Source organism: Cellulomonas sp. (genome assembly GCF_015234515.1).
In the GTDB taxonomy this organism is placed as follows: Bacteria; Actinomycetota; Actinomycetes; order Actinomycetales; family Cellulomonadaceae; genus Cellulomonas.
On sequence record NZ_JADGMY010000023.1, the window covers coordinates 162,751 to 189,447 of the forward strand.

24 protein-coding genes are annotated in these 26,697 nt (G+C 75.1%); 11 read left to right on the plus strand and 13 right to left on the minus strand.

What is annotated here, in order from left to right; genetic code table 11:
* The first annotated feature begins 150 nt into the window (after nucleotides 1-150).
* Nucleotides 151-1,572, plus strand: a complete 1,422-nt coding sequence (locus IR158_RS09690) for an MFS transporter (RefSeq protein ID WP_291812436.1) — start codon at nucleotides 151-153, stop codon at nucleotides 1,570-1,572.
* A gap of 27 nt (nucleotides 1,573-1,599) precedes the next feature.
* On the opposite strand, the gene IR158_RS09695 is transcribed toward IR158_RS09690, so the two are convergent.
* From IR158_RS09695 to IR158_RS09725, 7 genes are all read right to left on the minus strand, one after another.
* A complete protein-coding gene (locus tag IR158_RS09695; protein ID WP_291812438.1) occupies nucleotides 1,600-2,583 on the minus strand; it encodes a putative sulfate exporter family transporter in 984 nt (327 codons plus the stop codon).
* A gap of 347 nt (nucleotides 2,584-2,930) precedes the next feature.
* The gene (locus tag IR158_RS09700; RefSeq protein WP_291812440.1) at nucleotides 2,931-3,683 is read right to left on the minus strand and encodes a methyltransferase domain-containing protein; all 753 of its coding nucleotides are present in this window, start codon (nucleotides 3,681-3,683) and stop codon (nucleotides 2,931-2,933) included.
* Nucleotides 3,684-4,055: 372 nt separating this feature from the next.
* Complete coding sequence (locus tag IR158_RS09705; protein ID WP_291812442.1) at nucleotides 4,056-4,451, minus strand: zf-TFIIB domain-containing protein; 396 nt, start codon at nucleotides 4,449-4,451, stop codon at nucleotides 4,056-4,058.
* A 36-nt stretch (nucleotides 4,452-4,487) separates the two neighbouring features.
* A complete protein-coding gene (locus IR158_RS09710) occupies nucleotides 4,488-5,420 on the minus strand; it encodes a DUF72 domain-containing protein (protein WP_291812444.1) in 933 nt (310 codons plus the stop codon).
* A 258-nt stretch (nucleotides 5,421-5,678) separates the two neighbouring features.
* Nucleotides 5,679-6,314 (minus strand): isoprenylcysteine carboxylmethyltransferase family protein, encoded by a 636-nt coding sequence (locus IR158_RS09715; protein WP_291812446.1) that lies wholly within the window; start codon nucleotides 6,312-6,314, stop codon nucleotides 5,679-5,681.
* Nucleotides 6,311-7,024 (minus strand): cation transporter, encoded by a 714-nt coding sequence (locus IR158_RS09720; RefSeq protein ID WP_291812448.1) that lies wholly within the window; start codon nucleotides 7,022-7,024, stop codon nucleotides 6,311-6,313. The genes IR158_RS09715 and IR158_RS09720 overlap by 4 nt, the downstream gene beginning before the upstream one ends.
* A complete protein-coding gene (locus IR158_RS09725) occupies nucleotides 7,021-7,350 on the minus strand; it encodes a metalloregulator ArsR/SmtB family transcription factor (RefSeq protein WP_291812450.1) in 330 nt (109 codons plus the stop codon). Before IR158_RS09725 ends, IR158_RS09720 begins: the two co-directional genes overlap by 4 nt.
* A 314-nt stretch (nucleotides 7,351-7,664) precedes the next feature.
* Here IR158_RS09725 and IR158_RS09730 point away from each other — a divergent pair, with 314 nt between their 5' ends.
* Together IR158_RS09730 and IR158_RS09735 are read left to right on the plus strand one after the other, a co-directional pair.
* Complete coding sequence (locus IR158_RS09730) at nucleotides 7,665-9,041, plus strand: glucose-6-phosphate dehydrogenase (RefSeq protein ID WP_291812451.1); 1,377 nt, start codon at nucleotides 7,665-7,667, stop codon at nucleotides 9,039-9,041.
* Nucleotides 9,042-9,072: 31 nt separating this feature from the next.
* Nucleotides 9,073-9,444 (plus strand): hypothetical protein, encoded by a 372-nt coding sequence (locus tag IR158_RS09735; protein ID WP_291812453.1) that lies wholly within the window; start codon nucleotides 9,073-9,075, stop codon nucleotides 9,442-9,444.
* A 25-nt stretch (nucleotides 9,445-9,469) separates the two neighbouring features.
* Here the strand turns inward: IR158_RS09735 and IR158_RS09740 are convergent, their stop codons facing one another.
* The 3 genes from IR158_RS09740 to IR158_RS09750 all read right to left on the minus strand — a co-directional run bounded on the left by IR158_RS09740 (nucleotide 9,470) and on the right by IR158_RS09750 (nucleotide 12,969).
* Nucleotides 9,470-10,645: an aminotransferase class I/II-fold pyridoxal phosphate-dependent enzyme gene (locus IR158_RS09740; protein ID WP_291812456.1), complete on the minus strand. Its 1,176-nt coding sequence runs from the start codon at nucleotides 10,643-10,645 to the stop codon at nucleotides 9,470-9,472.
* 150 nt (nucleotides 10,646-10,795) lie between these two features.
* Nucleotides 10,796-12,373 carry a class I SAM-dependent methyltransferase gene (locus tag IR158_RS09745; protein ID WP_291812458.1) on the minus strand — a complete coding sequence of 526 codons (1,578 nt, stop codon included), beginning with the start codon at nucleotides 12,371-12,373 and terminating at the stop codon, nucleotides 10,796-10,798.
* A gap of 80 nt (nucleotides 12,374-12,453) precedes the next feature.
* Nucleotides 12,454-12,969, minus strand: a complete 516-nt coding sequence (locus IR158_RS09750) for a low molecular weight protein-tyrosine-phosphatase (RefSeq protein WP_291812460.1) — start codon at nucleotides 12,967-12,969, stop codon at nucleotides 12,454-12,456.
* 150 nt (nucleotides 12,970-13,119) lie between these two features.
* Here IR158_RS09750 and IR158_RS09755 point away from each other — a divergent pair, with 150 nt between their 5' ends.
* Nucleotides 13,120-14,136, plus strand: a complete 1,017-nt coding sequence (locus IR158_RS09755; RefSeq protein ID WP_291812462.1) for an endo alpha-1,4 polygalactosaminidase — start codon at nucleotides 13,120-13,122, stop codon at nucleotides 14,134-14,136.
* Between the two features lie 203 nt (nucleotides 14,137-14,339).
* Nucleotides 14,340-15,950, plus strand: coding sequence for a DNA polymerase IV (locus tag IR158_RS09760; protein WP_291812463.1), 1,611 nt, complete (start codon nucleotides 14,340-14,342; stop codon nucleotides 15,948-15,950).
* Here IR158_RS09760 and IR158_RS09765 read toward each other — a convergent pair.
* The 3 genes from IR158_RS09765 to IR158_RS09775 form a co-directional block, all read right to left on the minus strand.
* Nucleotides 15,904-16,353 carry a hypothetical protein gene (locus tag IR158_RS09765; RefSeq protein WP_291812465.1) on the minus strand — a complete coding sequence of 150 codons (450 nt, stop codon included), beginning with the start codon at nucleotides 16,351-16,353 and terminating at the stop codon, nucleotides 15,904-15,906. The two genes, IR158_RS09760 and IR158_RS09765, sit on opposite strands and share 47 nt — an antisense overlap.
* Before the next feature lie 116 nt (nucleotides 16,354-16,469).
* Complete coding sequence (map, locus tag IR158_RS09770) at nucleotides 16,470-17,234, minus strand: type I methionyl aminopeptidase (RefSeq protein ID WP_291812467.1); 765 nt, start codon at nucleotides 17,232-17,234, stop codon at nucleotides 16,470-16,472.
* A gap of 398 nt (nucleotides 17,235-17,632) precedes the next feature.
* Nucleotides 17,633-18,283, minus strand: coding sequence for a GNAT family N-acetyltransferase (locus IR158_RS09775; protein ID WP_291812470.1), 651 nt, complete (start codon nucleotides 18,281-18,283; stop codon nucleotides 17,633-17,635).
* Between the two features lie 101 nt (nucleotides 18,284-18,384).
* On the opposite strand from IR158_RS09775, the gene IR158_RS09780 reads away from it, so the two are divergent.
* From IR158_RS09780 to IR158_RS09805, 6 genes are all read left to right on the plus strand, one after another.
* The gene (locus tag IR158_RS09780; RefSeq protein ID WP_291812471.1) at nucleotides 18,385-18,993 is read left to right on the plus strand and encodes a TetR/AcrR family transcriptional regulator; all 609 of its coding nucleotides are present in this window, start codon (nucleotides 18,385-18,387) and stop codon (nucleotides 18,991-18,993) included.
* A 174-nt stretch (nucleotides 18,994-19,167) separates the two neighbouring features.
* Entirely contained in the window at nucleotides 19,168-20,220 is a 1,053-nt protein-coding gene (locus tag IR158_RS09785) for an LPXTG cell wall anchor domain-containing protein (RefSeq protein WP_291812472.1), read from the plus strand.
* Nucleotides 20,221-20,427: 207 nt separating this feature from the next.
* Complete coding sequence (locus tag IR158_RS09790) at nucleotides 20,428-21,987, plus strand: PQQ-binding-like beta-propeller repeat protein (RefSeq protein ID WP_291812474.1); 1,560 nt, start codon at nucleotides 20,428-20,430, stop codon at nucleotides 21,985-21,987.
* Between the two features lie 45 nt (nucleotides 21,988-22,032).
* The gene (locus tag IR158_RS09795; protein ID WP_291812475.1) at nucleotides 22,033-23,562 is read left to right on the plus strand and encodes a PQQ-binding-like beta-propeller repeat protein; all 1,530 of its coding nucleotides are present in this window, start codon (nucleotides 22,033-22,035) and stop codon (nucleotides 23,560-23,562) included.
* Nucleotides 23,563-23,622: 60 nt separating this feature from the next.
* On the plus strand, nucleotides 23,623-25,101 hold the full coding sequence (locus IR158_RS09800; RefSeq protein ID WP_291812476.1) for a PQQ-binding-like beta-propeller repeat protein: 1,479 nt from the start codon (nucleotides 23,623-23,625) through the stop codon (nucleotides 25,099-25,101).
* A gap of 81 nt (nucleotides 25,102-25,182) precedes the next feature.
* The gene (locus IR158_RS09805; protein WP_291812478.1) at nucleotides 25,183-26,661 is read left to right on the plus strand and encodes a PQQ-binding-like beta-propeller repeat protein; all 1,479 of its coding nucleotides are present in this window, start codon (nucleotides 25,183-25,185) and stop codon (nucleotides 26,659-26,661) included.
* Nucleotides 26,662-26,697 lie beyond the last annotated feature (36 nt).

Consider the following 26,697-nt stretch of genomic DNA (forward strand, 5'->3'; position numbering starts at 1 on the left):
AGCCGGAGACCCACTCGCCACCACCGCCGGGCGCCGACGAGCAGGGCCACGCCGCACGTCCTACCGTCGAGCCATGGCCACCGGGGGGACGCCGTCGGCTCGCGCGCCCCGGCGCGCGACCGTGCAGCCCCGCGCCCGTGCAGGTGCACCATGACGGCGCGCACCGGCCCCGGCCTCGCGGTCGTCGTCGGGGCGGTGGCCCTCGGGGTCGCCGACATCAGCACCGTCAACTCGATCCTGCCGGAGCTGCGGCGTGACCTGGGCGCCACCGCGAGCGACCTGCAGTGGGTGGTGTCCGGCTACCTGCTCGCGTACGGCCTGGCGATGGTCGTCACCGGGCGCATCGGCGACACCCGCGGGCGCCGGCCCACGTTCCTCGCCGGGATCACGATCTTCACCGCCGCGAGCCTGGTGGCCGCGCTGGCCCCCGAGCCCCGCGTCCTGATCGTGGCCCGTGTCGTGCAGGGGTTCGGCGGGGGTTTCCTCAACCCCCAGGCGACGGCTCTCATCCGCGACCTGGTCGCACCGGCGCGCCGGGCGCGGCTGTTCGCCGTCTACACCGCGGTGGTGGGCGCCGCCGTCGCCACCGGGCCCTTCCTGGGTGGGGTGCTGGGCGCTGCGGGCTGGCGGTGGGTGTTCTGGGTGAACGTCCCGCTGGGACTCGTCTCGCTCGTGGGCGGTGCACTGTGGCTACCGCGCCCCGCGATCGCGACGACCCGACCACCGCGGCCCGACGTGGTCGGCGTCGGGCTGCTCTGGGTCGGGCTCGTGCTGCTCCTCGTGCCGTTCTTCGAGATGTCGGAGCTGCCGGGGCGTGTGGTGGCGGCGTCACTGGTGGCGGCCGCCGTGGTCCTCGCCGCCTTCGCCGCGTGGGAGTCGCGACTGGAGCGCCACGGCGGCGCCCCCGTCGTCGACCTCGCGCTGTTCCGGAGCCGCTCGTACACCTGCGGCGTGGCGCTCAACCTCAGCTACCAGGCGGCGGTCACGGCACTGCTGTACGTCCTGACGCTGTACCTGCGCTCCGGCCTCGGTCTGCACCCCGTGGCCGCGGGCGCGATGCTGCTGCCGCTGGCGGTCGGCTCGCTGGCGGCGGCACCCGTGGCGTCGCGCGTCGCGTCGCGCCCTCGGCACGTCGAGCTGGTCGGCGTCGCGCTCATGGTCGGCGGCACCGCCGTCACCTGGGCAGCGGTCGAGGTCTTCCACGACAGCACCGCGGTGATCCTGTGGGCGATCGTCGTCCCGCTCGCCGTGCTGGGCGTCGGGATCGCCCTGGTCATGTCCATGAACCTCGGTGTCACCAACGCGGAGATCCCGGCCGCGGAGGCGGGCAGCGCCAACGCGGTGCGCCAGACCTCGTCCCGCATCGGGTCGACTCTGGGCACCGCGACGGTCGGCGCCCTGTTCCTCGCCGCGCTGGGCCCGGCGGGCGTGGGCACGACGGCACGTGGCGACTGGGACCGGGCGCTCAGCTCCGGCATGGCGCTGGTCCTCGTCTTCTTCGCGCTCACCATCGTGCCGGTGGCGGTCGACCTCGTGGGCTACACCCGCGAGAAGCGTGCCGCCCGGCCCTGAGGCGCCCGGCTCGTCGCACGCCCTCCGTCACAGGGCCCCGGTCACCGCCTGCACGGCCAGGCTGGTCACCGCCACCGCTGCCGACAGCGCACCGCCCAGCGCGAGCGGCCGCCAGCCGGCCCGGCGCAGCGCGTCGACGGGGGTCAGCAGCCCGACGCCCGCGAGCGCGACCGCCGTCAGGGCACGTGCGCCGGTGTCCGCGCCGCCCTCCCACGTCGTGGGGAACCAGCCGAGCGTCGTGACGACCGACGCGAGCAGGAACAGGACCAGGAACGGCGGCACGAGGCGCGTCCAGGGCGTGCCCCCGCCGGTCGCCTCGGCCGAGGCGCGGTCGCGGCGGCCCTGCCGCACGGCGAGCGCCAGGGTCACCGGCACGATCGCCAGGGTGCGGGTGAGCTTGACGACGACCGCCGTCTCGAGCGCGAGCGCCCCGTAGGCCGTCGCCGCCGCCACGACCGACGACGTGTCGTTGACGGCGGTGCCGGCCCACGTCCCGAACCCCTCCTGCGACAGACCCATCGCGTCGCCCAGCAGCGGGAAGGTGATGGCCCCGAGCACGTTGAAGGTGAAGATCGTCGCCATGGCCGTCGCGATGGTCGTCTGCGACGCCCGGATCACCGCACTCGTCGCGGCGATGGCCGACGCCCCGCAGATGCCGGTGCCGACCCCGATGAGGGTGCGGGTGTCGGAGTCGAGGCCGAGCCGACGTCCCAGGAGCGCGGCAAGCAGCAGGACGACCGTGAGCGTGACGAGCATGACGGGCAGCGCCCGCCCGCCGGTCTGCGCGACCTGCCCCAGCGACAGCCCGAACCCCAGCAGCACGACGGCCGCCTGCAGCGCGATGGTGGAGCACGTGCGGGCCCCCGGCTCCAGCGCGTGCGCCCACGCCACCGGCCCGCGGGACAGGACCTCGCGCAGCGCGACGCCCATCGCGAGGGCCAGCACGGCGCCACCCAGCAGCGGGACCGCCGCGCCCAGTGCGGCACCCGCCGCGCCCAGGCCCAGGGCCACGGCGACACCCGGTACGTGGTCCCGCCACGACGCGGGGAGCCCACCGCGGGGCGTCGGCTCGCGGCCGGGCGCGGGTCGTCGGGCATCCGGCACACCTCCAGCGTCCACCCCCGCACGCTGCACCGCCGCATCGGCACCCTGCAGCGCACGACGGCCCGAAGCCGCCGCGCCCTCCCGCCCCGACCGCGACTGGATTGCCCCCTCACCCCCAAGCGCGAGAGTGCAATCCAGTCACCCCCGGCCCCACCCCAGGCGCCCGCCACCCACCCCAGGCGCGAGAGTGCAATCCAGTCACCCCCGGCCCAGGCGCCTGCCGCCCGGAGACCGCCGGATGGGCGTCCTCAAGGTCAAGGGGCGTCGACCCTGTCCAGGACGATGAGCGGCGTGACGTAGTGCTCGATGACGTGACCGCCGAGCTCGTCGACGGCACGGGCAGCCTCGGCCACCTCACCGGGTTCCCAGTCGCTGAACGTCGTGAACAGGTCGCGGACCTGCTCCGTGGCAAGGTCGACCGACCAGCGGAACTCCTCGACAGCGACCGCGACGAACCGGTTCCCGGCTGTCAGTCGTTCGACCCACGCGGCGTCGTCGAGCTCGCCGGGTCCTGGCCGCGCACGGTCCGGCCCACGGCGCGCGACGATCTCGGCGACGCGTTCACGGAAGGGCGTGACGGGCGCCGTCGGGTCACCGAAGGCGTTGCGCCAGACGGCGAACCGCCCGCTGCGGACGAGCGCGCGGTGCAGCGCGGGCAGGACCACGTCCAGATCGAGCCAGTGGACCGACGTCGCCGCGACGGCCAGGTCGAAGGCGGCAACCGGCAGCGTCACCGACTCCGCGGTGCCGACGCGCACCGTCGCCGCCGGGCACGCCGCGCGCAGCCGCGCAGCGAGGGCCGGACCCGGCTCGACCGCCGTCACGGCTGCGCCCACGGCGAGCATCGGACCGGTTGCCTGGCCGGTCCCCGCGCCGAGCTCGATCACACGCGTCCCGGGACCAAGCAGACCGTGGTCTGTGAGCCACGCCCACAGCTCCCGCGGGTACGGCGGCCGGGCCCGGGCGTAGACGTCGGCGTGCGCATCGAAGTGCAGCGGGTCCGGCACGCGTCGCACGCTAGACCGCACCTCTGCAGCACGCCAGGCCCGGGCGCACCCGGCCGCGCGGCACGGCGCGTCGGCCGGCGTGCGCGACCGCGCCTCGGATCGACGGGTTCCGAAGCATCCAGGGAGCCGGATCGCACTCTCGGCACGGGGACTGGATTGCCCTCTCACCCCCCCGGGCGGGACTGGATTGCCCTCTCACCCCCCGGGCGGGACTGGAATGCCGTCTCACCCCCCGGGCGGGACTGGAATGCCCTCTCACCCCCCCGGGCGGGACTGGAATGCCCTCTCACCCCCTGGGGGGTGACTGGAATGCCCTCTCACCCCCTGGGGGTGACTGGAATGCACTCTCACGCCCGGGGTGGGTGGGTGGCGTCAGAAGTCGAAGAGGTCCTCGAGCCAGGACTCCTTCTTCTTGCGCTTGCGACCGTCGTAGCCGCGGTCGTAGCCCCGGTCACGGTCGTAGCCGCGGTCGTCGCGGGCGCGGTCGCCGCGTCCCTGGTCGTCGCGGACGCCGTCGTACCGGGGCCGGTCGTACCCGGGCGCGTCGTACGCGCGGGGGTCGGGGGTGCCGTACACCGGCGGCAAGCCGGGTCCGGGGACGGCCCGCGGGTCGACGGGTGCCGCCGGCGACGTCGACGCGGCGCGGTCGATGATCTTGTCGAGCTCGCCACGGTCCAGCCAGATGCCGCGGCACACGGGGCAGTAGTCGATCTCGACGCCCTGGCGCTCGGTCATCACGAGCTGGGTCTGGTCCACGGGGCACTGCATGGTGCGTTCCTTCCGTCGACGGGCGGGAGGACGAACCTACGTGAACCGGCTGTGCACCGGGTGGTCGCGGTCGTCCGCCTCGTGCTGCACCGGGCCCGCGCCCACCTTCGCTGCGAGGGCCATCGCGTCGAACGGTGCGCGCACCTTCACGTCGTTGTCGAAGTAGACGTGCACGTCACGCGGCCGGTCCGGGGCGAGAGGGCTCACCCGCGGGCCGTCCGGTGGCGGCGTGCCCGTGGACCACGCGCGCACCTTCGCGGCCCACGCGTCGAGCGCGTCGTCGTCGTATCCCGAGACGTACAGCTCGCTGTGGCCGTGCAGCCGCACGTAGACGACGTCGCTGGTGAGGTCCTCGAGGTGCGGCCAGCGCCCGGCGGTGTCGGCGACGACGAGCCCGACGTCGTGCGCGCGCAGCATCTCGGGGAAGGCGGGGTCCACGAAGGTGTCGTGCCGCACCTCGACGACGTGCCGCAGCGGGCGGTCCGCCTCGACGGTCGTCAGCGCGCGTCCCTCGGGGACCTTGTCGTCGTGGTGCGCGGCCAGCTCCGCGGCGGCCGCCGTCGAGCGCGGCAGCAGGTCGAAGAACCGGGCGAGACGGTCCGGGTCGAACCCGAGGTTGGGCGGCAGCTGCCACAGGACGGGCCCGGTGCGGTCCTCGAGCGCGAGCACGCCGGAGGCGAAGAAGTTGGCCAACGGTGTCTCGACGCCCGCGAGCTTCTTCATGTGCGTGACGAAGCGCGGCCCCTTGATCGAGAAGACGAAGCCGTCGGGGGTGTCCGCGCGCCACGCGCGGTAGCTGTCGGGGCGCTGCAGCGAGTAGAAGGACCCGTTGATCTCGACCGACCCGAGCTGCCGGGCCGCGTACTCCAGCTCGCGCCGCTGCGGCAGCCCCGGCGGGTAGAACACGCCACGCCAGGGGGCGTAGCGCCACCCGGAGATGCCGATGCGCACCTGCCCGGGCCCGTCCATGCGAGCGACTCTAGGAGCGGCCCGCCGGCCTCACCCGCCGAGGGGGCGAAGTGGTCACGTCCGTGGGCTTCCCCAGCGGCAAGTGGTCATCTGGTCGACCAGTTCCGAGCGAGGGGCGGCTCCGCGCCGCCGCTACGGCAGCGACCTCGGCTCAGAGGCCCGGGATCCTCGTCCCGAGCCACTCCTGCGTGCGATCGGCGAGCCCACGCGCGTACGGGACGAGGTCGACGTCGGCCTGCATCCGCGCGGGCTGGGCAGCTACGCAGCGTCGCCGACAGGTTGCGGACGGAGGCGGCCGACGGCTGGGACGAAGCGGCCGACGTGGGCGGCGTACTCGGTGTAGTGCCGGCCGTGCATGGTCCGCAGGTACGGCTCCTCGACGATGCGGACCTGCAGCTGCACGGCGGTGATCAGCGCCGCCAGCGCCAGTAGCGATGCGAGCGAGGGCACCAGGAGCACCAGGCCCGACAGGGCCAGGACCATCGCCGTGAAGACGGGGTTGCGCACGACGGCGAAGACCCCGGTGGTGACGAGGTCGGTGCGTTCACCGGCGTCGACGCCGATGCGCCATGACCGCCCCATCGTGACCTGCGAGAGCAGGACTCCGGCGAAGCCGGCGACCGTGACGACGAGCCCGACGACGGGCATCCACAGCGGCAGCGCCGACGTGCCGTCAGCGAGGAGCTCGAGCATCGGGGCGGCCGCGGCCAGGATGACGGCGGCGACGAACAGCACGCCGCCCCACCAACCGGCGGATCCCGGTGTGCCGCTGATCCCGCGGAAGCCGGCTGCTCCCGTCTGGCGACGCTGTCGCCAGCTGCGCCACCCGAACACGACCGCGCACCCGGCCACGTAGAGGACGAGCGCGACGAGTGCCGCAGCTCCCCGCGTCATCGGGTGCCGTCCTTCCCGTCGTGGGTGAGGCAGCTGTCGCCGCAGTGCCCGTCCTGGTCGCCGACGAGCTGGGCGACCGGTGTGCAGCAGGCGTCGCCCTTCCACGCCTCGAGACCCTCGCGCACGGCGAACCCGGCGATCACGACGGCGGCGAGCGGGTCGGCCCACCACCAGCCCAGGGTGCTGTTCAGGACGAGCCCGACGAGCAGGACGCCGGAGAGGTAGGAGCAGACGAGGGTCTGCTTCGAGTCAGCGATCGCGGAGGCTGAGCCGAGCTCGCGCCCCGTACGGCGCTCGAACCACGACAGGGCGGGCATGATCGCGAGGCTCACGGCGGCGAGCACGATCCCGACCGTCGAGTGGTCAGGCTCGGCACCACCGAGGACGGTGCGGACGGCGTCGATCGTCACGAACAGCGCCAGGCCGAAGAACGACACCGCGATCGCGCGCATCGCGACCTTCTCGCGGGCCTCGGGGTCGGGCGCGGCGAACTGCCAGGCGACGGCGGCGGCGGACAGGACCTCGACGACCGAGTCCAGGCCGAAGCCGATCAGCGCTGACGAGGATGCCGCACGTCCGGCGGCGATCGCGATGACCGCCTCGATGACGTTGTAGGAGATGGTGGCGGTGACCACCCAACGGATGCGGCGTTGCAGCACCGCCCGGCGGGCGGCGTCCAGGGGCCGCGGACCGATCGACACGGCGCTCATGCGCAGGTGCAGTCCGGGCCGCAGCACTCGGGGTCGACGGCGAGCACCAGGGTGAGCAGGTCGCCGAGCGCCGACGCGAGGTGGGCGTCGCCCAGCCGGTACAGGGTCCTTCGGCCGTCCGGGATCGACTCGACGAGCCCGCAGCCACGCAGGCACGCGAGCTGGTTCGACATCACCTGCCGGGACACGCCCAACGCGTCCGCCAGGTCCGAGGGGTACGCCGGAGCCTCGCGCAGTGCCAGCAGGATCCGCGTGCGCGTCTCGTCCGACAACGCGTGCCCGAGCCGCGCCAGCGCGGCCGTGTGCGTCAGGGTCACGGTCTCCATGGCCACGACAGTACATAAGATGCTGAATTCAGCGCTAGTGCAACAGTCTGCGTCGCCGGGGAGCGACTTCGGTGGGAAGCGCACCGACCACCGGAGCTGATCGTCTCCCCGCGTGGCACGAGCGCTGGGAGACCAACCGCGAGGCCGTGGAGAGCCTGACGGGACCGCCGCTGCGGTGTGGTCCTGGCACGGTGGGCGACACGCCCGGATCGTCCCCTCACCGCGCGCGCACCGCCGCCAGTCGTGACGATGGGTGCCATGACCCCGACCAGCCGCGACCTCCCCCACGCCCCCGGCCCGACGCGAGCCCGCCCGTGACCGCCGGCCTCGTCGTCCTCGGCGCCACCGGCGACCTCACCGCCCGCTACATCCTGCCCGGGCTCGCGCGCGTCGAGTCGATGGTGGACGGCGGCCTGCGGCTCGTCGGCGTCGCGAACGACGACCTGGACGACGACGGGTTCCGCGCCCTGGTGCACGAGAAGGTCGCGTACCACGCGGACGGCGAGCCGGACCCGGACGTCACGGCACTGGTCGACCGGGTCGTGTGGGTGCACGGCGACGTCACCGACCCGCAGACGCTGCGCACCGCCATCGCGGCGTGCGAGGTGCAGGGCGCGGACCCCCTCGTGCTGTACCTCGCGCTGCCGCACGTGCTGTTCCTGCCGGTGGTGCACGCGCTGGCGGACGTCGACCTGCCCGACGGGCTGCGGGTCGTCGTCGAGAAGCCGTTCGGGGAGGACCTGGCCGGGGCTGCGGAGCTCAACGCGGCGCTGGGCGAGCTGCTCCCGGAGGACAAGATCTTCCGCGTCGACCACTTCCTCGCCAAGCAGACCGTGCTGAACCTGCTGGGCCTGCGGTTCGCCAACCGCGTCCTCGAGCCGCTGTGGAGCAGCACGCACGTCGCGTCCGTCGACATCGTCTTCGACGAGACGGTCGACGCCCAGGCCCGCGCGTCGTACTACGACCGGTCCGGCGCGCTGCGCGACATGGTGCAGAACCACCTGCTGCAGCTGCTGACGTACGTGGCGATGGAGCCGCCCACGTCTGTCGCGCCCGCGGACCTCGCGTCGCGCAAGGTCGACGTGCTGCGGGCCGTGCGGACACCGGACCACGAGTCCGTCGCCCGCTGGACGCGCCGCGCCCGGTACGTCGCGGGCGAGGTCGACGGGCGCGAGGTCGACGCGTACGCCGCCGCACCGGGCGTCGACCCGGACCGCGAGGTCGAGACGTACGCCGAGGTCACCCTGTTCGTCGACACGTGGCGGTGGTCCGGCGTGCCGTTCCGGCTGCGCACCGGCAAGGCGCTGTCCGCGAGCCGCCGGGAGATCGTCGTGCGGTTCCGTGAGGTGCCGCTGCGGGTGTTCGACGGCGCCCCTCCGACCCGCAACGAGCTGCGCCTGCAGCTCGACCCCGACCGGATGTCCCTGCACCTCAACGTCAACGGGATCGGCGACCCGTTCGCGCTCGAGAAGGTCGTCCTCGACACCGAGCTCGCCCGTCAGGACCCCACGCCGTACGGGCAGCTGCTGCTCGCCGTCATCGACGGGGACACCCGCCTGTCGGCCCGCGCGGCCGAGGCGGAGGAGGGCTGGCGCATCGTCGAGCCGATCCTCGACGCGTGGGCGGCGGGCGTCGTGCCCCTCGAGGAGTACCCGGCGGGCAGCGACGGGCCTCGCAGGCGCGCGGGTTAGGCTGCCCGGGTTCCGGACAGAGGGAGGGACCGTGCGCGATCGCGCCAGGCGGACCCGCGCGACGGCCGTCGTCGTGGTGGCCGCCCTCGTCGGCACCACGCTGCTTGGGGCGCTCGCCGTGTTCGGTGGTGGCGGCGGGTCGTCCGTCGTCGACATCCCGGCGCAGGGCCCGTGGACGGTGCTCGTGGCCGGCGACCTGAGGACGGTCGCGGTGTGCGCCGAGGACCCGATGGTCGTCGACGCCTACGTGGGCGCCGACGAGCCGGGCAACGGCGGTGGGCTGGTCCTCGCGGCCGACGCGAGCGTGGCCGACGTCGAGCGCGTCGTGCGGTGCGTCGCGCAGGGCATCGATCCCGAGCGCATCACCGTGGTGACGTCCCCGCTCGAGGACCACGCCGCCTGACCCCGCCGGCGTGCGGCGGCAGGCGTCAGAGCCCGCGCTGCCACGCGACGACCCGGTCGGCCGCCTCGGCGACCACCTGCGGCGACGACGCGAACGACAGCCGCACCCAGCTGCCCCCGCCCACGGGGTCGAAGTCCGTCCCCGGGGTGATCGCCACGCCCGCCTCGTCGAGCAGGCGCGCGCAGTACGTCACCGCGTCCAGCCCCGTCACCGACACGTCGCCGTACAGGTAGAACGCGCCGTCCGCCGGCGCGACGGGGTCCCAGCCGAGGTCCGGGAGCCGGTCGAGCAGCAGCCGGCGCGAGTCCGCGTACCGCTCGACGTTGGCGCGCGCGGCCGCCATGCCGTCGGCGCTGAACGCCGCGACGCCCGCGTGCTGCGCGAGCGCGGGCGGGCACAGGGCGACGTTGCCCGCGAGCGCGTCGACGGGCGTGACGAGGTCGTCGGGCAGGACCAGCCACCCCAGGCGCCAGCCCGTCATGGCCCAGTACTTGGAGAACGAGTTCACGACGACGGCGCCCGTGCCCAGGTACTGCGCGGCGGTGGCCGTCGCGGGCGTCGCGCCGGACGCGTCGGCGTACGTGATGCCGTGGTAGATCTCGTCGCTGACCAGGCGCACGCCGTGCTCGCCGCACCACGCGGCGAGGGCCGCGAGCTCGTCCGGCTCGATCATCGTGCCCGTCGGGTTGGCGGGCGACGCGACGACGAGGCCCTCGACCGGCTGGTCCAGGGCCTCGAGCTGCGCGACGGTCGGCTGGTAGCGCTGCTCGGGGCCGCACGACAGGTCGACGACCTCGCAGCCCAGCGCCGTGAGGATGTTCGCGTACGCCGGGTACCCGGGCCGGGCCAGCGCGACGCGGTCGCCGACGTCGAACGCCGCGAGGAACGCGAGCATGAACCCCCCGGAGGACCCCGTGGTCACCGCCACGCGCCCGGGGTCCACGTCGACGCCGTACGTGGCGCCGTAGTGCGCGGCGATCGCCGCACGCAGCCCGGGTGCGCCGAGCGACTCGGTGTACCCCAGGTCGCCGGACGTCAGCAGCTCGATCGCGCGCTGCCGCACGACGTCCGACGCGCCGGTCGACGGCTCCCCCGCGCACAGGTTGAGCACGTGCTCACCCGCAGCGCGGCGCGCGTTGGCGGCGGCCAGGATCTCCATGACGGCGAACGGGGGCACGTGCGCGCGGGCGGCGACCTTCATGAGGTCAGTCTGCCGCGCGGGCGGCGCGGGGACGTCCGCACGAGGTCGGGGCGATCGCCGAGAATTGTCGGCACTCGTCGAGTTTTCTCGGTACTCAAGGCCGGACGACCGCCGCGACGGCGAGCCGTCGGCCGCCGGGCCGGGGCCGCGTCACCCCACCGGGACGAGCGGCCGTCGCGCGACCGTCAGCACGTGCGTGTCGGGCCAGTCCACCGGCTCGCCCGTCGCGGGGTCGCGCAGCGCCGCACCGACGCGCAGCCGGTTCTCGACCAGCCAGTCGTTGCGCCAGGGCCCGCTGCCCGGGTCGAGCTCGAAGCCGACGCCCGTCAGCAGGTCCGCCCAGTCGTCGCCCGTCAGGTCGCAGAAGCGCTCGTGGCACTCCGAGAGCCAGGAGTCGGTGTAGTCACGCGTGTACAGGTACTCCATGGCGGTGCGCAGCGTCGTGCGCGCGACGCTGCGATCCGCGCCGCGCCCGACCCACTCGACCTTCACGTCGGCGCCGGACAGCGCCGGGAAGTCCTGCGTGAACTGCACGAGCCGCGCCGCGGGCGACAGACCGGCGACGTACGCGGCGGCCTCGGCGCGCGGCAGGCCCGACAGGTCCCGCGCCGAGGCGTCCGCGTCGCCGTCGAGCACGAGGTCGACGGGACGCTCCGGGTCGCCCGGCCCCAGCACGTCGGAGTTGATCCAGACGCCCCCGGGGCGGGTGTGCTCGAAGATCCGGCGCGCCAGCAGCTCGAGGTCCGCGCGCCCGTCGCCGTAGCTGGCGATCTCGTGGGTCAACGCGATCGTCGTCGTCGTGTCGACGGACCGCTCCGGGAACACCGGGCCCAGCAGCAGGTTGCGCTGCGCGAAGAACACGTTGGGGTTGGCGAACACGCCCTGCGCGCGACGGTGCTCGGCCTCGGCGACGAGGTGCCGGGACACGTCGACGCCGTACAGGTCGGACTCCGCGAGGCGCGGGTCCCGGGCCGCGCGCTCCAGCAGGCCGCCCGCCGCGCACCCGAGGTCGACGACCCGCCCCGGCCGCACGTGCGGCGCGACCTGCGCCCACTTGCGGTCCGACGCGTCGTCGAAGGCCGCGGTGTACGTCGCGTAGTCGCGGGTCCCGGTGAGGTCGCCGTCGTCCTGCACGGTCGGGTCGGTGTGGACGAGGCGGACGTGCGCGTCGAGCCCGTACCGCTCGTAGAACGCGACCGCCTCGGGGTGCGCGAGCGTGCGCCACGCGTCGTCGCCCGCGACCATCCGCTCGAGCACGTCCCACGGCCGGTCCGGGTCGCCCGGCGCGCCCTGCTCGACGGTCGCGACGCGGAAGCCGTCCGCGGCGTACATCGCCGCGACCTGCGGCGTCGAGCACGCGACCACCGTGTCGTGGGGGCTCAGGGCGGCCCCCAGGACCATCTCGCACGTCGCGAGGACGGTGTGCGCGAACCGCGGGCTCGGCGGCACGTCGGCGACCGGGACGACGAGCGAGGGCAGACCCGCCCGGGCCGTGACCGCCTCGATCATCGCCTCGCGGCGGTGCGCGGGGACCGGGTTGCGGCGCGTGCCGCTGTGCGTCGCGGACGTGAGCGCCCACACGACGCGGGCGTCCGGTGCGCAGGTCACGAGCGCGCCGTCGGCGTCGCGGACGCGGCCGGCGAGCAGGTCCGTCAGGTAGGCGACCTGGAAGGCGGTGACCAGGTGGTGGCGGCCGGGGAACAGGACGTGGCGGATCGCGTCGGGCACAGCGAGCACCGTGCCACACGTCGGCGTGATCGCCCGTCCCAGGTGCGGGTGAGGTCCGGGGCGTGAGCCGGCCGACGAGGTCAGTCGGTGAGCCCGTTGCGGTAGTCGAGCGCCTCGCGGACGTGCGCGACGATCCCGTCGGCGGCGGCCTCGACCTCCGCGAGCGTGGTCTCGAAACCCTCCTCCGGGCCGTACCAGGGGTCGTCGACGTCCAGGACGTGCTCCGGCTGCCCGGGCTCGGCCGGCGCCGCGGGGTCGAAGCTGCGGTACATCCGGATGCGCGACGTCGCGGCCGGGTCCCCGCCGGCGATCCGGCGCAGCGAGCGCGCGTGCGTGGCGGTCATCGGCAGCACCAGGTCCCGCTCGAGGAGGTGCTCCGGCAGGATCTGACGGGCGTGGTGCCCCTCGCCCGTCGGGTAGCCGTGGCGGCGCAGCACGGAGCGCGCGCGCCAGTCCACGGGGTTGCCGCGCTCCTCGTCGCTGATGCCGGTCGAGTCGACCTCGACGGCGTCGGCGAGGCCCGCGGCCGCGAAACGCTCGCGGAGCACGATCTCGGCCATGGGTGAGCGGCAGATGTTGCCGGTGCAGACGGTCATCACACGGTAAGGACGAGGCACCGCAACATCCTTGCAGGTCACGGGCCGTCCGTTACCAATCCGTGATGATTCTCACGGTACCGGAGCCCGCGGGTCACTCGTCCGTGTGGACCGGCGCGGGTGCCGGGTACGCCCGGTTACAGTGACCGCGTGCCGACGACGACGCGCAGGGTGACCGCCCTCGTCGCCGCCTGCGCCGTCGCGCTGCTGCTCCCCGCCTGCCGACCGGCGCCCGACCCGGCTGCCGCACCGGTGTCCCCGAGCAGCGCGCCCACCGCCGCGTCCCCGCAGGTGGGGACGGTGGCACCCGGACCGGTGGCGTCGTCGGCGCCGGCCGGCACCCCGGCACCGGCGCCCGCGCCGCCCCTCCCGTCGGTGACGCCCACGCCCACCGGGACACCCGCGTCCGCACCGACCGCCACGCCCACGGTGCGGCCCGTGACCCTGCCCGCGCCCGGTGCGCGGTTCGAGTACCAGCTCGGCGGTACCGACGAGCCGGCGGCGGACACCGTGACCGTCGTCCGCGACGCCACGGCCGCACCCACCGGCCGCTACGACGTCTGCTACGTCAACGGCTTCCAGACGCAGCCCGGCGAGACCGAGCGTCTGCTGCGCACCGACCCCGGGCTCGTCCTGCACCACGGCGGCGAGCCCGTGCGCGACGACGGCTGGCCCGACGAGGTCCTCTACGACCTCACGACGCCCGACCTGCGCGCGCGCGTCGCCGACCGCGTCGGACGCCTGATCGACGCGTGCGCGGCCGCCGGGTTCGACGCCGTCGAGGTCGACAACCTCGACTCCCACACGCGGTCCCTCGGACGCATCGCCCCGGCGGACACCCTCGCGTACGTGGCGCTGCTGATCGAGCGGGCGCACGCCGTGGGCCTGGCATTCGCGCAGAAGAACGCGGCCGAGCTGACGACCCAGGTGCGCGAGCTCGGCGCAGACCTCGCCGTCGCCGAGGAGTGCCACCAGTGGCAGGAGTGCGACGTGTACACGTCCGCCTACCCCGTGGTGCTCGACGTGGAGTACGACCGCGCGTCGTTCGACGCGCTGTGCGCCGAGCAGTCGGACCCGGCGACCCGCAGACCGGGCCTCTCGGTCGTCCTGCGTGACCGCGACGTGTCGCCCCGCACGGCACCGGGGTCGGTGCACGCGGCCTGCTGAGGCGCCGGTCCGCGACCGCCGCCGCCGGGCGGCCCGCCCCTGTCCCACATCCCGGGATGTCTCCTCCGCGAGACCGGGCTGGGTCGGCTCATGCCGGCCCCTGACGCCGCTGCGCCCGGTCTCGCTGCAGGGCCGTCCCGCCACGTGGACGCTCCCCGGGAGCCGCGGCGCAGCCCGGCGGCGGGACGACGGAAGATGGGGGCGTGGACCCGTCCGGTGAGCAGGCGCGGCGGCTCGTCGACGCCGTGCGCGTGCGGGACGCCGCGACCGTGCTGCACCTGGACGCCGACGCGTTCTTCGCCGCCGTCGAGCAGCGCGACAAGCCGTCGCTGCGTGGCAAGCCGGTCCTGGTCGGGGGCGTCGGCGGGAGGGGCGTCGTGTCGACGGCGTCGTACGAGGCCCGGCGCGCCGGCGCACGGTCCGCGATGCCCATGGCGCGGGCCCGACGCCTGTGCCCCGCCGCCGCGGTGCTCGTCCCCCGGTTCGCCGCGTACGCCGCGTACTCGCAGGTCATCATGGACGTCCTGCGCGAGCTGACGCCGGCGGTGGAGCCGCTGTCGATCGACGAGGCGTTCGCGGACCTCGCGCTGGCGCCGGGCGGCACCCCCGAGCCGGAGGACGCCGCCGCCCAGGTCCAGGCCCGCGTCGCCGAGCTCACGGGCCTGACCGTGTCGGTCGGCGTGGGCCGCTCCAAGCTGGTCGCCAAGATCGCCTCGGACCTGCGCAAGCCCGGCGGCGTCGTCGTCGTCCGGCCCGAGGACGAGGACGCCGTCCTGCTGCCGCTCGACGTGCGGACCGTCCCCGGCGTCGGACCCGCGACGCAGGGCGCGCTCGAGCGGCTCGGCGTGCGCACCGTCGCGGACCTGCGGCGCCAACCGCTCGACACCCTCACCATGACGCTCGGGGAGGCGCACGGCACCGGGCTGTACCTCATGTCCCGCGGCCTGGACGACCGGCCCGTCGTCACGACGACCGAGCGCAAGTCCGCCGGCGCCGAGCGCACGTTCGCGGTCGACCTGCGGGGCCGCGACGTCGTGCTGTCCGCCGTGGACGACGTCGTCGACGAGGCCCTGCAGCGGCTCGAGCGTCACGGCGGGGCCGCGCGGACCGTCGTCGCCAAGGTCCGCTACGCCGACTTCTCGACCGTGACGCGCTCCGTGACGTTCCCGCACCCGACCGCCGCGGACGCCGAGCTGCGCGACGCCGCCCGGCGCGCGGTCCTCGCGGCCGGGGTCGTCGAGCCCGTGCGACTGCTGGGCGTGGCGTTCCACGCGCTGTCGCCGCACGCGCAGCTCGCGCTCGACCTCGACGCGCACCTGTTCGACGCGCCGCGGCGGGCGGTCGTCGGCGAGCACGACCACGTGAGCGGTCGGCTCGCGGACGCCTGGGCGACGGTCCCGGGCGACGGGGACGCGGGCGACGTCGTCGACGGCACCACGTCCGGCCCCGCGCTCCCCGACGGCATGACGGCACCCGGCATCGACGACGTCGTCGCGACGCTCGTCGAGGACGACGCCCGGCTCGTCGGGGCCGAGAAGGCCGTCGTGGGACGACCGCTCGGCGGCTCCCAGGTGGGCCGGCCGCTCGAGGAGTCCAACGCGCGCCCCGGTCTGGACGTCGAGCACGCGACCCTCGGCCGCGGGTGGGTCGTGCACGTGCGCGGCCGCGAGGCGACCGTGCGCTTCGAGACCGCCCTGACGGCACCGGCCCGCTCGCGCGTCCTCGACCTCGACGAGGACCCGCTCGTGCTCGTCGAGCCCGTGGGCGTCACTCCGCCGTCGCAGGTCCCGCCGGAGCTGCGCGACGACGCCTGACGGCGCTGAGCAGTGCGACGACGACGACGCCGACGAGCGCCCCGACGGCCAGCCGGACGGCGAGCCCGGCGACCGTGAACTCCGCGACGGCGTCGGTGCCCGCCAGGACGACGACCACGAAGAGCACCGCCAGGACGATCTCGAGCCAGGTCCACCACCGGACGCCCGCCCGCCGGACCTGCACCGTGCGCCACACGCTGATGACGGCCGTCGTCGCGAGCGCCGCCGGCAGCATGTCGGCGTAGTAGCCCGTCGCCAGGGCCAGCACGGCGACGCCGGACCCCGCCCACAGGTAGCCGTCGCGGTACCACGGCGGCGTGTCGGCGTACGGCTCCTCGCGATAGGCGTGGGCCTCCACCGGCCGCGCGGCCGGGATGCCGGAGATGCCGTGATCTGCGCTCATGCGGCCATCCTGGCCGACGGCGCCCGGCGGCGTGACCGGTTCGCACCACCGACCGTCCGGATCGGCGAAGAGAGTGAGGGTTTGCCGTCGGCTGGCCGCGACGACACCCCTCACGGTCAGTCGCGTGCCGTCAGGACCACCGGGCCGCGCTTGGTGATGGCCACCGTGTGCTCCGCGTGCGCGGCGAGCGCGCCGTCGGCGCTGCGGATGGTCCAGCCGTCGTCGTCGACGACGTAGTCGCTGCTGCCCGCCATGAGCCACGGCTCGATGGCGATGACCGTGCCCGGCTTGAGGCGGATGCCGGTGCCCGGGCGGCCGTCGTTGGCGACGTGCGGGTCCTCGTGCATCGTCCGGCCCACGCCGTGCCCGCCGAAGTCGGTGTTCAGACCGAACCCGGACTGCCGCGCGACCCGGCCGATCGCCGCCGAGATGTCGCCCATGCGGCCACCCGGCTGCGCGGCGGCGATGCCTGCGGCGAGCGCCTGCTCGGTCGTCGAGATGAGGCGCTGCGCCTCGGGCGTCGTCGTGCCGAGCTGGAACGTCAGGGCGGAGTCGGCGACCCAGCCCTCGACCTCGCACGCGAAGTCGATGCTGACCACGTCGCCGTCGGCCAGGACGCGGTCGGACGGCAGGCCGTGCAGCGCGTGGTCGTTGACGGACGTGCACAGGACACCCGGGTACGGCATCGCCCCGAAGCTCGGGTGGTAGCCGAGGTACACGGACCGCGCGCCGGCCTTCGCGATCATCTCGCGGGCGTGCGCGTCCAGGTCGTTGGTCGTCATGCCCACGCGGGCGTACGCGCGCAACGACGTCAGGACGTCGGCGACGAACCGCCCGGCGGGGCGCATCTGCTCGATCTCTGCGGGGGACTTGAGTGCCACACCCCCACCCTCTCACCCCCCGCGCACGGCAGATGGGCAGGGAACAGCCCGTGGGCCGGGTCCCCTCACGGGGGCCCTGCCGCGAAGGACGAGGTCGCGGCTCCCACGGGCTGCGGTGACTGCCGGGTATTCGCTGCCGCCCTGCCGGTCGACGCCGGCGGAGCATGAGCGGACCGTGCAGTCCGTCCGATGACTCGGGCGGCTAGCGGGCAGCCACCTCACGCGTCCGGAAAGACTTCATGTCGCGGACCACCTCCTTCCAGTGTGGGAACGACGCTACGTCGCGTCGCCGCGTCCGCCAAGGGGTTTTCGCGAGCGCGGCACACCACCGTCGACCGCGCTACTCGTTGGTGGCGCGCTCGACGGCTGAGTACCGCGCTCGGCGGGAGGTGGGTCGGTCAGGCCGACGGGTCAGGGGTGGTGACGGACGGGCGCGGGGTCCGCTGCGACACCGGCGGACGCCACATCGTCACGGGCGCCGCCGGGACGCCGCGCACGGGTGCACCCTCCACGAAGCCGTGGCGGCGGTACAGGCGGCGGTTGCGCTCGGTCGACGACTCCAGGTACGCCCCGGCGTCCTGCGTGTCGACGTCCGCGAGACGGGCGTGGAGGAGCGCGCCGCCGACGCCCCGACCGCGCGCGTCGGCCGCCACGCCGATCTCCTGCAGGTACCAGTGGGGCTGCCGGGGCCGGTACCGCTCGACTGCGCGCTTGGTGACGAGTGCGCGCCGCAGGCCCGCGGCGCCGCACGCGCGCCAGAACGAGGGCAGCTGGGCGGCGAGCCGCACGATGGTGGTCACAGCGCCGGGCGCCTCCCAGATCGCGACGCCGAGCACCTGGCCGTCACCCGATCGGCGGGCGACGTCGACGGTGCCGTCGGCGATCGCCGGACGCAGCAGCGCGACGAACAGGTGCTGGGCGCACCCCAGCCGGTCGGCACCCGTACGGCGCAGCACCGCACCGGTGACCGGGTCGTCGACGAAGGCCTCGGCCAGCACCGCAGCCGCGGCGGCGAGGTCGCCGGGCCGGGCGGGGGTGATGGTGATCACGATGCCCTCCTGCCGAGCGTCACGATGTGTGTGACTCCACCGTAGGGCGAACTGGCCGCTTGTCCAAGTCGCTTGGCCAAGTCCACCCGTACGATGGAAGGGTGAACCTCCCGGCCGTGGGCGGGCACCGCCCCGTCGACGAGCGTCGCGCACAGCTGCTCGACGCCGCGCTCGCCGTGCTGCGCGAGCACGGGCTCGCCGGCCTCACGACGCGGGCCGTCACGAACCGCGCGGGTCTGCCGCACGGGATCTTCCACTACGCGTTCGGCTCGAAGGCCGCGCTGGTGCGGGCGCTCGTCGACCGCGAGCTGAGGGGCGCCGCCGCCGCCTGGGCCCCCGCCGTCGACACCGACGACCTCGAGACGGCGCTGCGCCAGGCCCTGCGCGCCCAGCTCGACATCGTGCGCGCCGACCCGCAGCACCAGGCCGCCATGTTCGAGCTCATCCGCGCGGCGCGTGACGACGCGGGGTCCGACGCCGTGGCCTGGGAGCGCCAGCAGTACCTGGCGGAGATCGAACGCCACCTCGGGGCCTGGTCGCAGCGCGGCGGCGTCGCGTGGAGCGCCCCCGTGGAGCACGTGGCGGCCCTGGTCCTGTCAGCCGGTGACGGGGTCATCCAGACGTGGGTCGCCGACCACGACGACGAGCGCGCGGAAGCCTCCGTCGACCTGTTGGCACGCGCCGTCGCGTCGCTGGCCCACCCCGCCTGACGCCCCCCGGGGACCTGCGACCCGACCCCAGGGCGTCCAAAAGGATGATTCGCCCCCAACTTGGACAGAAGTTCACCACCGGACGGGTGTTTGCCTCTATTGTCCGTTACGCCCGATGGCGTGGCCGTCGTCCCCGGGCACCCGTCCAAGCGTCCGCGGCCGAGGAGTCCCTCCGTGAACCGCCGTCTCCCCCTCGTCATCCTGTCCGTCGCAGCCCTCGTGGCGCTGCCCTCCACCGCCGCGTCCGCCACCGGTGGCGGGCACCACGGGTCCGGCAAGCCCGGGTACTCGACCGGCTACGACAAGCCCAAGCCCGGCAAGCCCAAGCCCGCGCCCCAGCCCACCGCCGCCCCCGGCGACCTGTGCGGCGGCACGCGCGCCGACCAGGTCATCCCCTGGGACGCCTACACGTGCGACCAGGCCACGGGGTACTTCCTCTACAAGAAGCTCGACGTGCGCAAGCCCGCCGGGTACTGGAACAGCGGGCGGCAGCACCGTGTCGCGCTGCACGACGTGTGGGCGTGGCCGACGGCGGACGCGTCCGCCCGCATCGAGGCGTCGAAGGCCCAGCCGCGCAACCCGCAGATCATCCCGCTGGAGCTCGACGCCACCGACGCCGCGGCGGTCTGCGCGGAGCGGGAGCTCTACGGCCTGCAGGTGGACCTCGTGGGCGACGGCGAGGCCGGCCGCGGGCTCGACGTGGCGTCGCTGGTACCCACCGTCATCACGCCGCCTCACAACCAGGGCGGGTTCCCGGTGCCGAACACGCTGGCGTTCTACGCCCACTTCGAGGTGAGGGACATCGTCGACCTCGACGTGTTCTGCGCCCCGGTCGTCGTCCCCACGCCGTCGGCGTCGCCGACTCCCCCGCCGCCCCCGCCGCCGGCGCCCGCGCCCAGCCCGTCGCCGACCAGCGACGTGGACGACGAGCCCACCGTGGCGCCGAGCCCGACGCCCGAGCCGTCCCCGTCGGAGACGAGCGAGGTGCTGCCGGCTCCGGCGGAGACGCCCGAGCCCACCCCCACGGCGACCTCCGCGGTGACCCCCGCGCCGACCACGCCGGCTCCGACGCCGACGGAGCGCGCCGAGGTGCTCTCCGCGGTCGACGACGACACGCTCGCCGCGACGGGTACGCAGGCCGCCGTCGGCCTGCTGGCCGCGATCGCCGCGATCGCCGGCGGTGGAGCACTCGTGCTCGCCCGGCGTCGTCACCGGATGAACGGCTGACCTGAGGGCGCACCCCGCGCCCCGTGCACGGGTGTCGTCGACACCCCAAGGACCGTCACCCCCTGGCCCTCCCCCCCGGCCGGGGGGTGACGCACGTCCACGGGACTCGCGGCGGCGCCGGCCGCGGTCACGGCGGTCCCCACGAAGGCACAGACCAGGACCGCCGATCCCGCCCGCGCCACCCCGCGGCCGCGCTAGCGTGCGGCCGTGGCACGTCGCAGCGGGAGGACGCATGTCGAGCTCGTCGAGGACGACGGGCTCGACGGCTCCGCGCCGCCACCTGACGAGAACGCCCGCTCCACGTCCGACGGGCCCGGGTCCCCCGGTCACGCCCACCCGTCCCCCCGGACCCGCCGCCGGGTGCTGACCGTCGCGGTGACGCTCGTCGTCGGCCTGGTGGCGGTCGCCGTGGTCGGGGAGGTCCGCGAGGCGGCGAGGGAGCGTGCCCGGCTCGCGGTGCTGGCGACGCTGCCGCGGGTGCTCGCGCCGCTCGACGCCCCGCCCGAGGTCCTGTGGACGGACGACACCGACAACCTCCTGCTGGGGACGACGGTGCGCACGGCCGGCGGGCTGCTCGTCGGCGCGCACGCCGGGGACGACGGCTCGTCCATCGCGCACGCGCTGGACCCGGCGACGGGCGAGGTCGTCTGGGAGCGGGAGCTGCTGGCGGCACCGGCAACCGCACCCCAGCCGGACGCGCCCCCGCAGGGCGGCTTCTGCCAGGCGCACGGCGCGGACGGCACCCTGGTCGCCTGCTTCGCCGGCGACGACGGCTCCGTCCCCGACGGCGACGGCTTCCGGTACCTCGCGCCCACCGTGACGCGGCTCCTGCTGCTGGACCCGCAGGACGGGACCGTCGTCGCCGACCTGTCGGACGCCGTCGCCGGCACGGGGGCAGTACCGGCGTTCCTCGTCCTGGACGACCTCGCCGTGGTCAGCAGCGTGGTGGACGACGTCACCCAGGTCGTGGCCGTCGACCGGGCCGGCGCCGTCGCGTGGCGGCACACGGTCCCGGTCGAACCCACGTCGCCGGCCCGGGTCGACCTGCGGCGGGCGGAGGTGGTCCCCCTCGGGCAGCACCTCCTCGTGGCGACGCCCGACGAGCTGCGCGTGCTGGACGGCACGGGCGCGACGGTGCGCGCCGTCCCGCTCGGCTCGGATGAGTTCCTCGAGGGCACGTCCGGTGCGACGGCGCTCGTGTCCACCGCCGGGGACCGGGCGCCGGTGGATCTCTTCTCGGGGCGGGTCGGCGAGGGTGAGACCACCAAGGTCCTGTGGGACGACCACGTCGGAGAGGTCCCCGGGCGGTGGCTGCGCCCGCACGTCGACGACGGCAGCGCCCACGGCCTGCTGCTGACCGTGGACCACGAGAACCTCTACGGCTGGGACCCCGACGGCGAGCTCCGGTGGACGGCGGACCGGCCGTCGTCGATCGAGTCGCTCGACGTGCTCGCGGGGCGCGTCCACCTCACGGTCGGCGCCTCGCTGATGACCCTCGACGCGCGCACGGGCGGCGAGCTGTGGCGCCGGGGTGGCCTGGTCCTGGTGGACGAGGTCCTGACGGACGGACGGCACCTCCTGGCACGTCCCGCCGCACCCGCCGATGCCCCGCACGCGGAGCTCCTGGCGCTGGACGCGACCGACGGCACCATCGCCTGGCGCACGGAGCTCCCACCGGAGCTCACGTTCCTGCAGGCGGTGTCCGGCCTGCTCGTGGGCGTCTCCGCCGGCGAGGAAGACTCCTGGGACCTCACCGTCCTCGGCTGAGCGGAACCCGCGCGCCGCGCACCCACGCGTCGATAGCCTGCATCCGTGGCACGCGGCGACGCGAGGACGGACGTCGAGCTCGTCGAGGACGACGACGGCACCACCGGCGCGCCGCCGGGGGGCGGGAGACAGCCGGGCGGAGCCGCGGACCACGGCGACGACGACCCCACCGGGGCGTCCCGCCGCACCCGCCGGCGCGTGCTCGTCCTCGGTGCCGCGCTGGTCGCCGTGCTCCTGGCGGTCGGCGTCGTCGGGCAGGCGGTGGTGGCGTCCCGGGAACGCGCGAGGATCGAGGCGGTCGCGGGGCTGCCGGGCGTCGTGGACGCCGTGGACGGCCCGGTGCACGTGCTGCGCTCCGGTGCGGACGACGGGTTCCTGCGCGCGAGCTCCCGGACACCGGACGGGCTGCTGGTCACGTCCACCCAGGGCGAGGACGGTGCGGCCTCGGTCCGTGCCTTCGACCCCGCCGACGGCACCGTCGCGTGGGAGGTCGAGCTGATCGCGCCCGGTGACGTGCTCGAGCCGCTGCCGGGCGGCGAGGTCGTCCGCAGCGGCGGGTGGTGCGAGGAGTACGGCAGGGACGGCGACCTGCTGGTGTGCCTGGCCGACAACGGCGTGTCCGTGGTGGGGCGGGGCACGCTCAGCCAGGTCGCCCCGACGACGACGCGGCTGCTCGTGCTCGACGCTCACGACGGGTCGGTCGTGAGCGACCTCTCGGCGGCGGTGGGCGAGCCGCTCTCCTCGACGTCGGTGGCCGTGCTCGACGACCTCGTGGTGCTGGCGGGCGCGGACGGCTCGGCCGTCCACGTGCGCGCGATCACCGTGGACGGCTCGGTCGAGTGGGAGACGACGTTCCCCACGACGACGACGACGGCCTACGGGTCGTACGCCGAGGTGCACGCGACGACCGACGGCGTCGCGGTGGTGACGGCCGACGCGTTGATGCTGCTCGACGCGTCGGGCGCGACCGTGCAGGGCCACCAGATGACCCCGGACTCCCACGTGCGCGGGACGGTCGGCGACGCCGTCCTCGTCCTCGACCTCACGCAGGACGGCGAGACGACGGTCGTGGTGCGCCCGGACGGAGTGAGGTCCCTGCCGGGACGCTGGGTCAGCCTCGCGGTCGACGACGGCAGCGCTCCGGGGCTCCTGCTCACGTCCGACACCAGTGGCCTGCACGCGTGGGACCTCGACGGGGATCCGCTGTGGAGCTCCGAGCAGCCGGCCAACCAGCAGGACGCGGTGCTCCTCGACGGCCGCGTGATCGCCGGCTACGCCACCGAGCTGTTCGCCCTGGACGCCGGCACCGGAGCCGAGCGGTGGCGCGTGGGCGGTCTGCTGCCCGAGGCCACGGTGGCGACGGACGGTCGTCACGTCCTCGCCATGGCGCCGGCCCCCGGCGGCAGCGCGCCGCAGGTGCTCGTGGCGCTCGACGCCACCAGTGGGGGCGTCGCCTGGCGGGTGACGCTGCCGGACGAGGTCACCGCCCTGCATCCCGTGCACGGCGTCCTCGCCGCGTACCGGGTCGACGGGTCCACGGGCGACGCGGGACCGGTCGTCACCGTCCTGGGCTGAGTGCCGGGCCGGGCGGTCGTGCGGCGGGCGCGACCGTCGCCCCCCGGCTAGCGTGCCGCCATGGCGCGCGCACGCAGGGTCGACGTGGAGCTGCAGCAGGCGGCTCCGGACGCGGCCGGCCCGGGCTCCGCCGTCCCGGGGGCCCCGCCCGCCGCGGGCTCGTCCGCCGCGCGCCGTCGGCGGTGGTGGCTGGCCGTCCCGATCGCGGCGGTCCTCGCGCTCGTCGTCGGCCAGGCGGTTGTCGACCGCCGCGAGCGTGCCGCGCTGGCGGAGCTCGCGGCCGTCCCGTCGGTCCTGGCGCCGCTCGACGGCCCGCCGGTGGTCGCGTGGGAGCTCGACGAGGGCACCCACCTGGGCGGCTCCGCGCTCGTGGGGTCGGTGCTGGTGGCCACGCACCGGACGCCGGACCGCACGGTCGTGCTCGAGGGCCGGGACGTCGCGACGGGTGATCGGCTGTGGGCCCTCGACGTGGTGGAGCCGTCGGCGGACCGGACGTCCGAGGCGCAGGTCGACCCGGCGTCGTGCGCCGCCGTGCCAGAACTTCCCGGGCGGGTCGCCTGCCTCGTGACGAACGGCGGGTTCGACGTCGTCGACGGGGACTGGGCGTCGGTCCCCGCGACGTCGACGCGACTGCTCGTGCTCGACGCCACCGACGGCGCGGTGGTCGTCGAGCGTGAGGTCCCCACGTCGGCGCGGTGGCTGACGCCGTCGGGCGACGACGTGCTGCTCGTCGGCCTGGTGGACGGCACGCTGCACGTCCGCTCGCAGGCGCTCCTGGACGACACGGAGCACTGGCACGTCACGGTGGACGTGGCGACGGACGACGGTCCTCTCACGCTGGGCGAGAGTGCGCTGGTGGACGCGCGGACGTTCGCCGTGGGCCACGGCGACGCGGTGACGCTCGTGTCGACGGACGGCGAGGTGCTGCGCACCGTGGACATGTCGCCGGAGAGCGCGCTGACCGGCCAGGCCACCACGACGCGGCTCGAGCTCTCCACGGCCCTCGGGGCGGCGGTCATCGGTGGCGAGTCGTCGACGACGGTGGTGTCGGCGACGGGCGAGGTCCCCCTCGACGGGAACCCGTTGCCGGTCGTCGTGGACGACGGCAGCGTCCCGGGGCTGGTCCTGACGCGCACGCCCGTGCTGCAGGCGTGGGACGCGCGTGACGGCGAAGCGCGCTGGGAGGGCGGCGTCGTCGACGCCCAGGACGCGACGGTCCTGGACGGCCGTGTGCACGTGGGCACGTCCGCGTGGCTCGTGACCTTCGACGGCGAGACGGGTGCCGAGCTGTGGCGGTGGGCGCGGCCGACCGCCACCGGCGCGCCCCTGACCGACGGCCGGTACCTGTACCTGCTGGGCATGCGCGGCCCCCGGCACAGCGCCCCGTACGACCTCGTCGCGCTGCACGTCGCCGACGGCAGCGAGGCGTGGCGCACGCCGTTGCCCCAGATGACGTGGCTGCAGGTGCTGCACCGGCTGCTCCTCGCGCGGTCGTTCGAACCGGAGACGCAGGAGGAGTCGTACAGCGTGCTGCGCTGACGTCCGGCGGCGACCCGGCGGCGCCGCAACGGGGCGCGCGAACCCGCCCCGCCGCAGCACGCCCGGCGATAGCCTCCGACGATGCCGCGCCGCCGCTCCCTGCAGGACGTCGAGCTCGTCGACGACCTCCACCCGGGCCCGCCCACCGACGCGCCCGCGCCGGACCGGTCCGGGCGCCGCAGGGTGCTCGTGCTCGGTGCGGCGCTGCTCGCGGTCCTGGTGGCCGTCGGTGTCATCGGCCAGGTGGTCGTGGACAGGCGCGAGAGTGCGCGGTTCGCCGCCATCGCCACGGATCCCGGCAGCATCGACCCGGTGCGCGAGCCCCCGACGGCCGGGTGGCAGGTGCCGGACCAGGTCGTGTACGACCTCGCCGAGGTGCGCACGCCGGACGGACTGCTGGTCGGCGTCCGGGACGCCGCCGAGGGTCCCGTGCGCGTGGCCGCGCTGGACATCGCCACGGGCGACGAGGTCTGGGAGGTCGACCTCCTCGACGGGACGAGTCGACCCGACCCGGGCACCGGCGAGGTGGTCCCCTCGTCCGGCCGGTGCGAGGCGCACGAGACGCAGGGGCACCTGGCGGTCTGCCTCGCGCACGACGGCACGAGCGTCATCGACGGCCTGGTGTCGCGCACGGTGGAGCCCTCGGCCGCACGCCTCGTCACGCTGGACACGCGTGACGGGACGGTCGTCACCGACCTGACCGACGCCCTGGGGACCGACGCCCTCGTCACCTCGTTCGCCACCACGGGCGATCTCGTGGTCGTCACCGCCGAGTCCGCGGAGCTCATGGACGTCCGGGCGGTGACGTCGGACGGCACACTCGCGTGGCGGACGACGGCGCCCGCACCGGACGACGAGGATGGCAGGACCGTCATCACGTCCGTCGGCGACCTCGTCGCGCTCGTGACGCGCACCGAGGTCCGGCTGCTCGACGCCGCCGGCGACACGGTCCGCACCGTCCCGCTCGACGGCCGCTTCGCAGCCGCATGGAGCGACGACGCGCTGTACGTCGTGCCCACCGGGGAGCGTCCCGCGCACGGGGTCGAGGAACGGGAGCGGACCACGGTGGTGCGGCCCGAGGGCGACGTGGAGCTGCAGGGTCGCGACGTCCTGCCCCTGGCCGTGGACGACGGCAGCGTGCCCGGCCTCGTGCTGACGTCGGACGGGACGACGCTCACCGCGCGGGACGGCGCGGGCCAGAAGCTGTGGGCCGTCAGTGCCGGGTCGAGCTGGCTCGCCGTGCTGCTGGACGGCAGGCTCCACCTCACCCCGGGCGCGGAGATCCTGACGATCGACGCGCGCACGGGCGACGAGCTGTGGCGCTCGGACGCCGCCACCTCCTCCCTCGTGACGGACGGGCGGCTGCTCCTGGCAGTCGCGGCGTCCCCGCGCCGCGGGCACAGCACCGAGATGGTGGCGCTCGACCCGGCGGACGGCGCGGAGCTGTGGCGCGCGCCGCTGCCGGAGAGCACCCAGGAGCTGACGTCGTACCAGCGTCTGCTGTTCGCGGTCGAGCGCTCGGGCGACACCGGCGAGCACCAGCTCACCCTCCTGGACTGACCTCGCGCGCCCGCCGCACGGGCGCGGGAGGCCTCC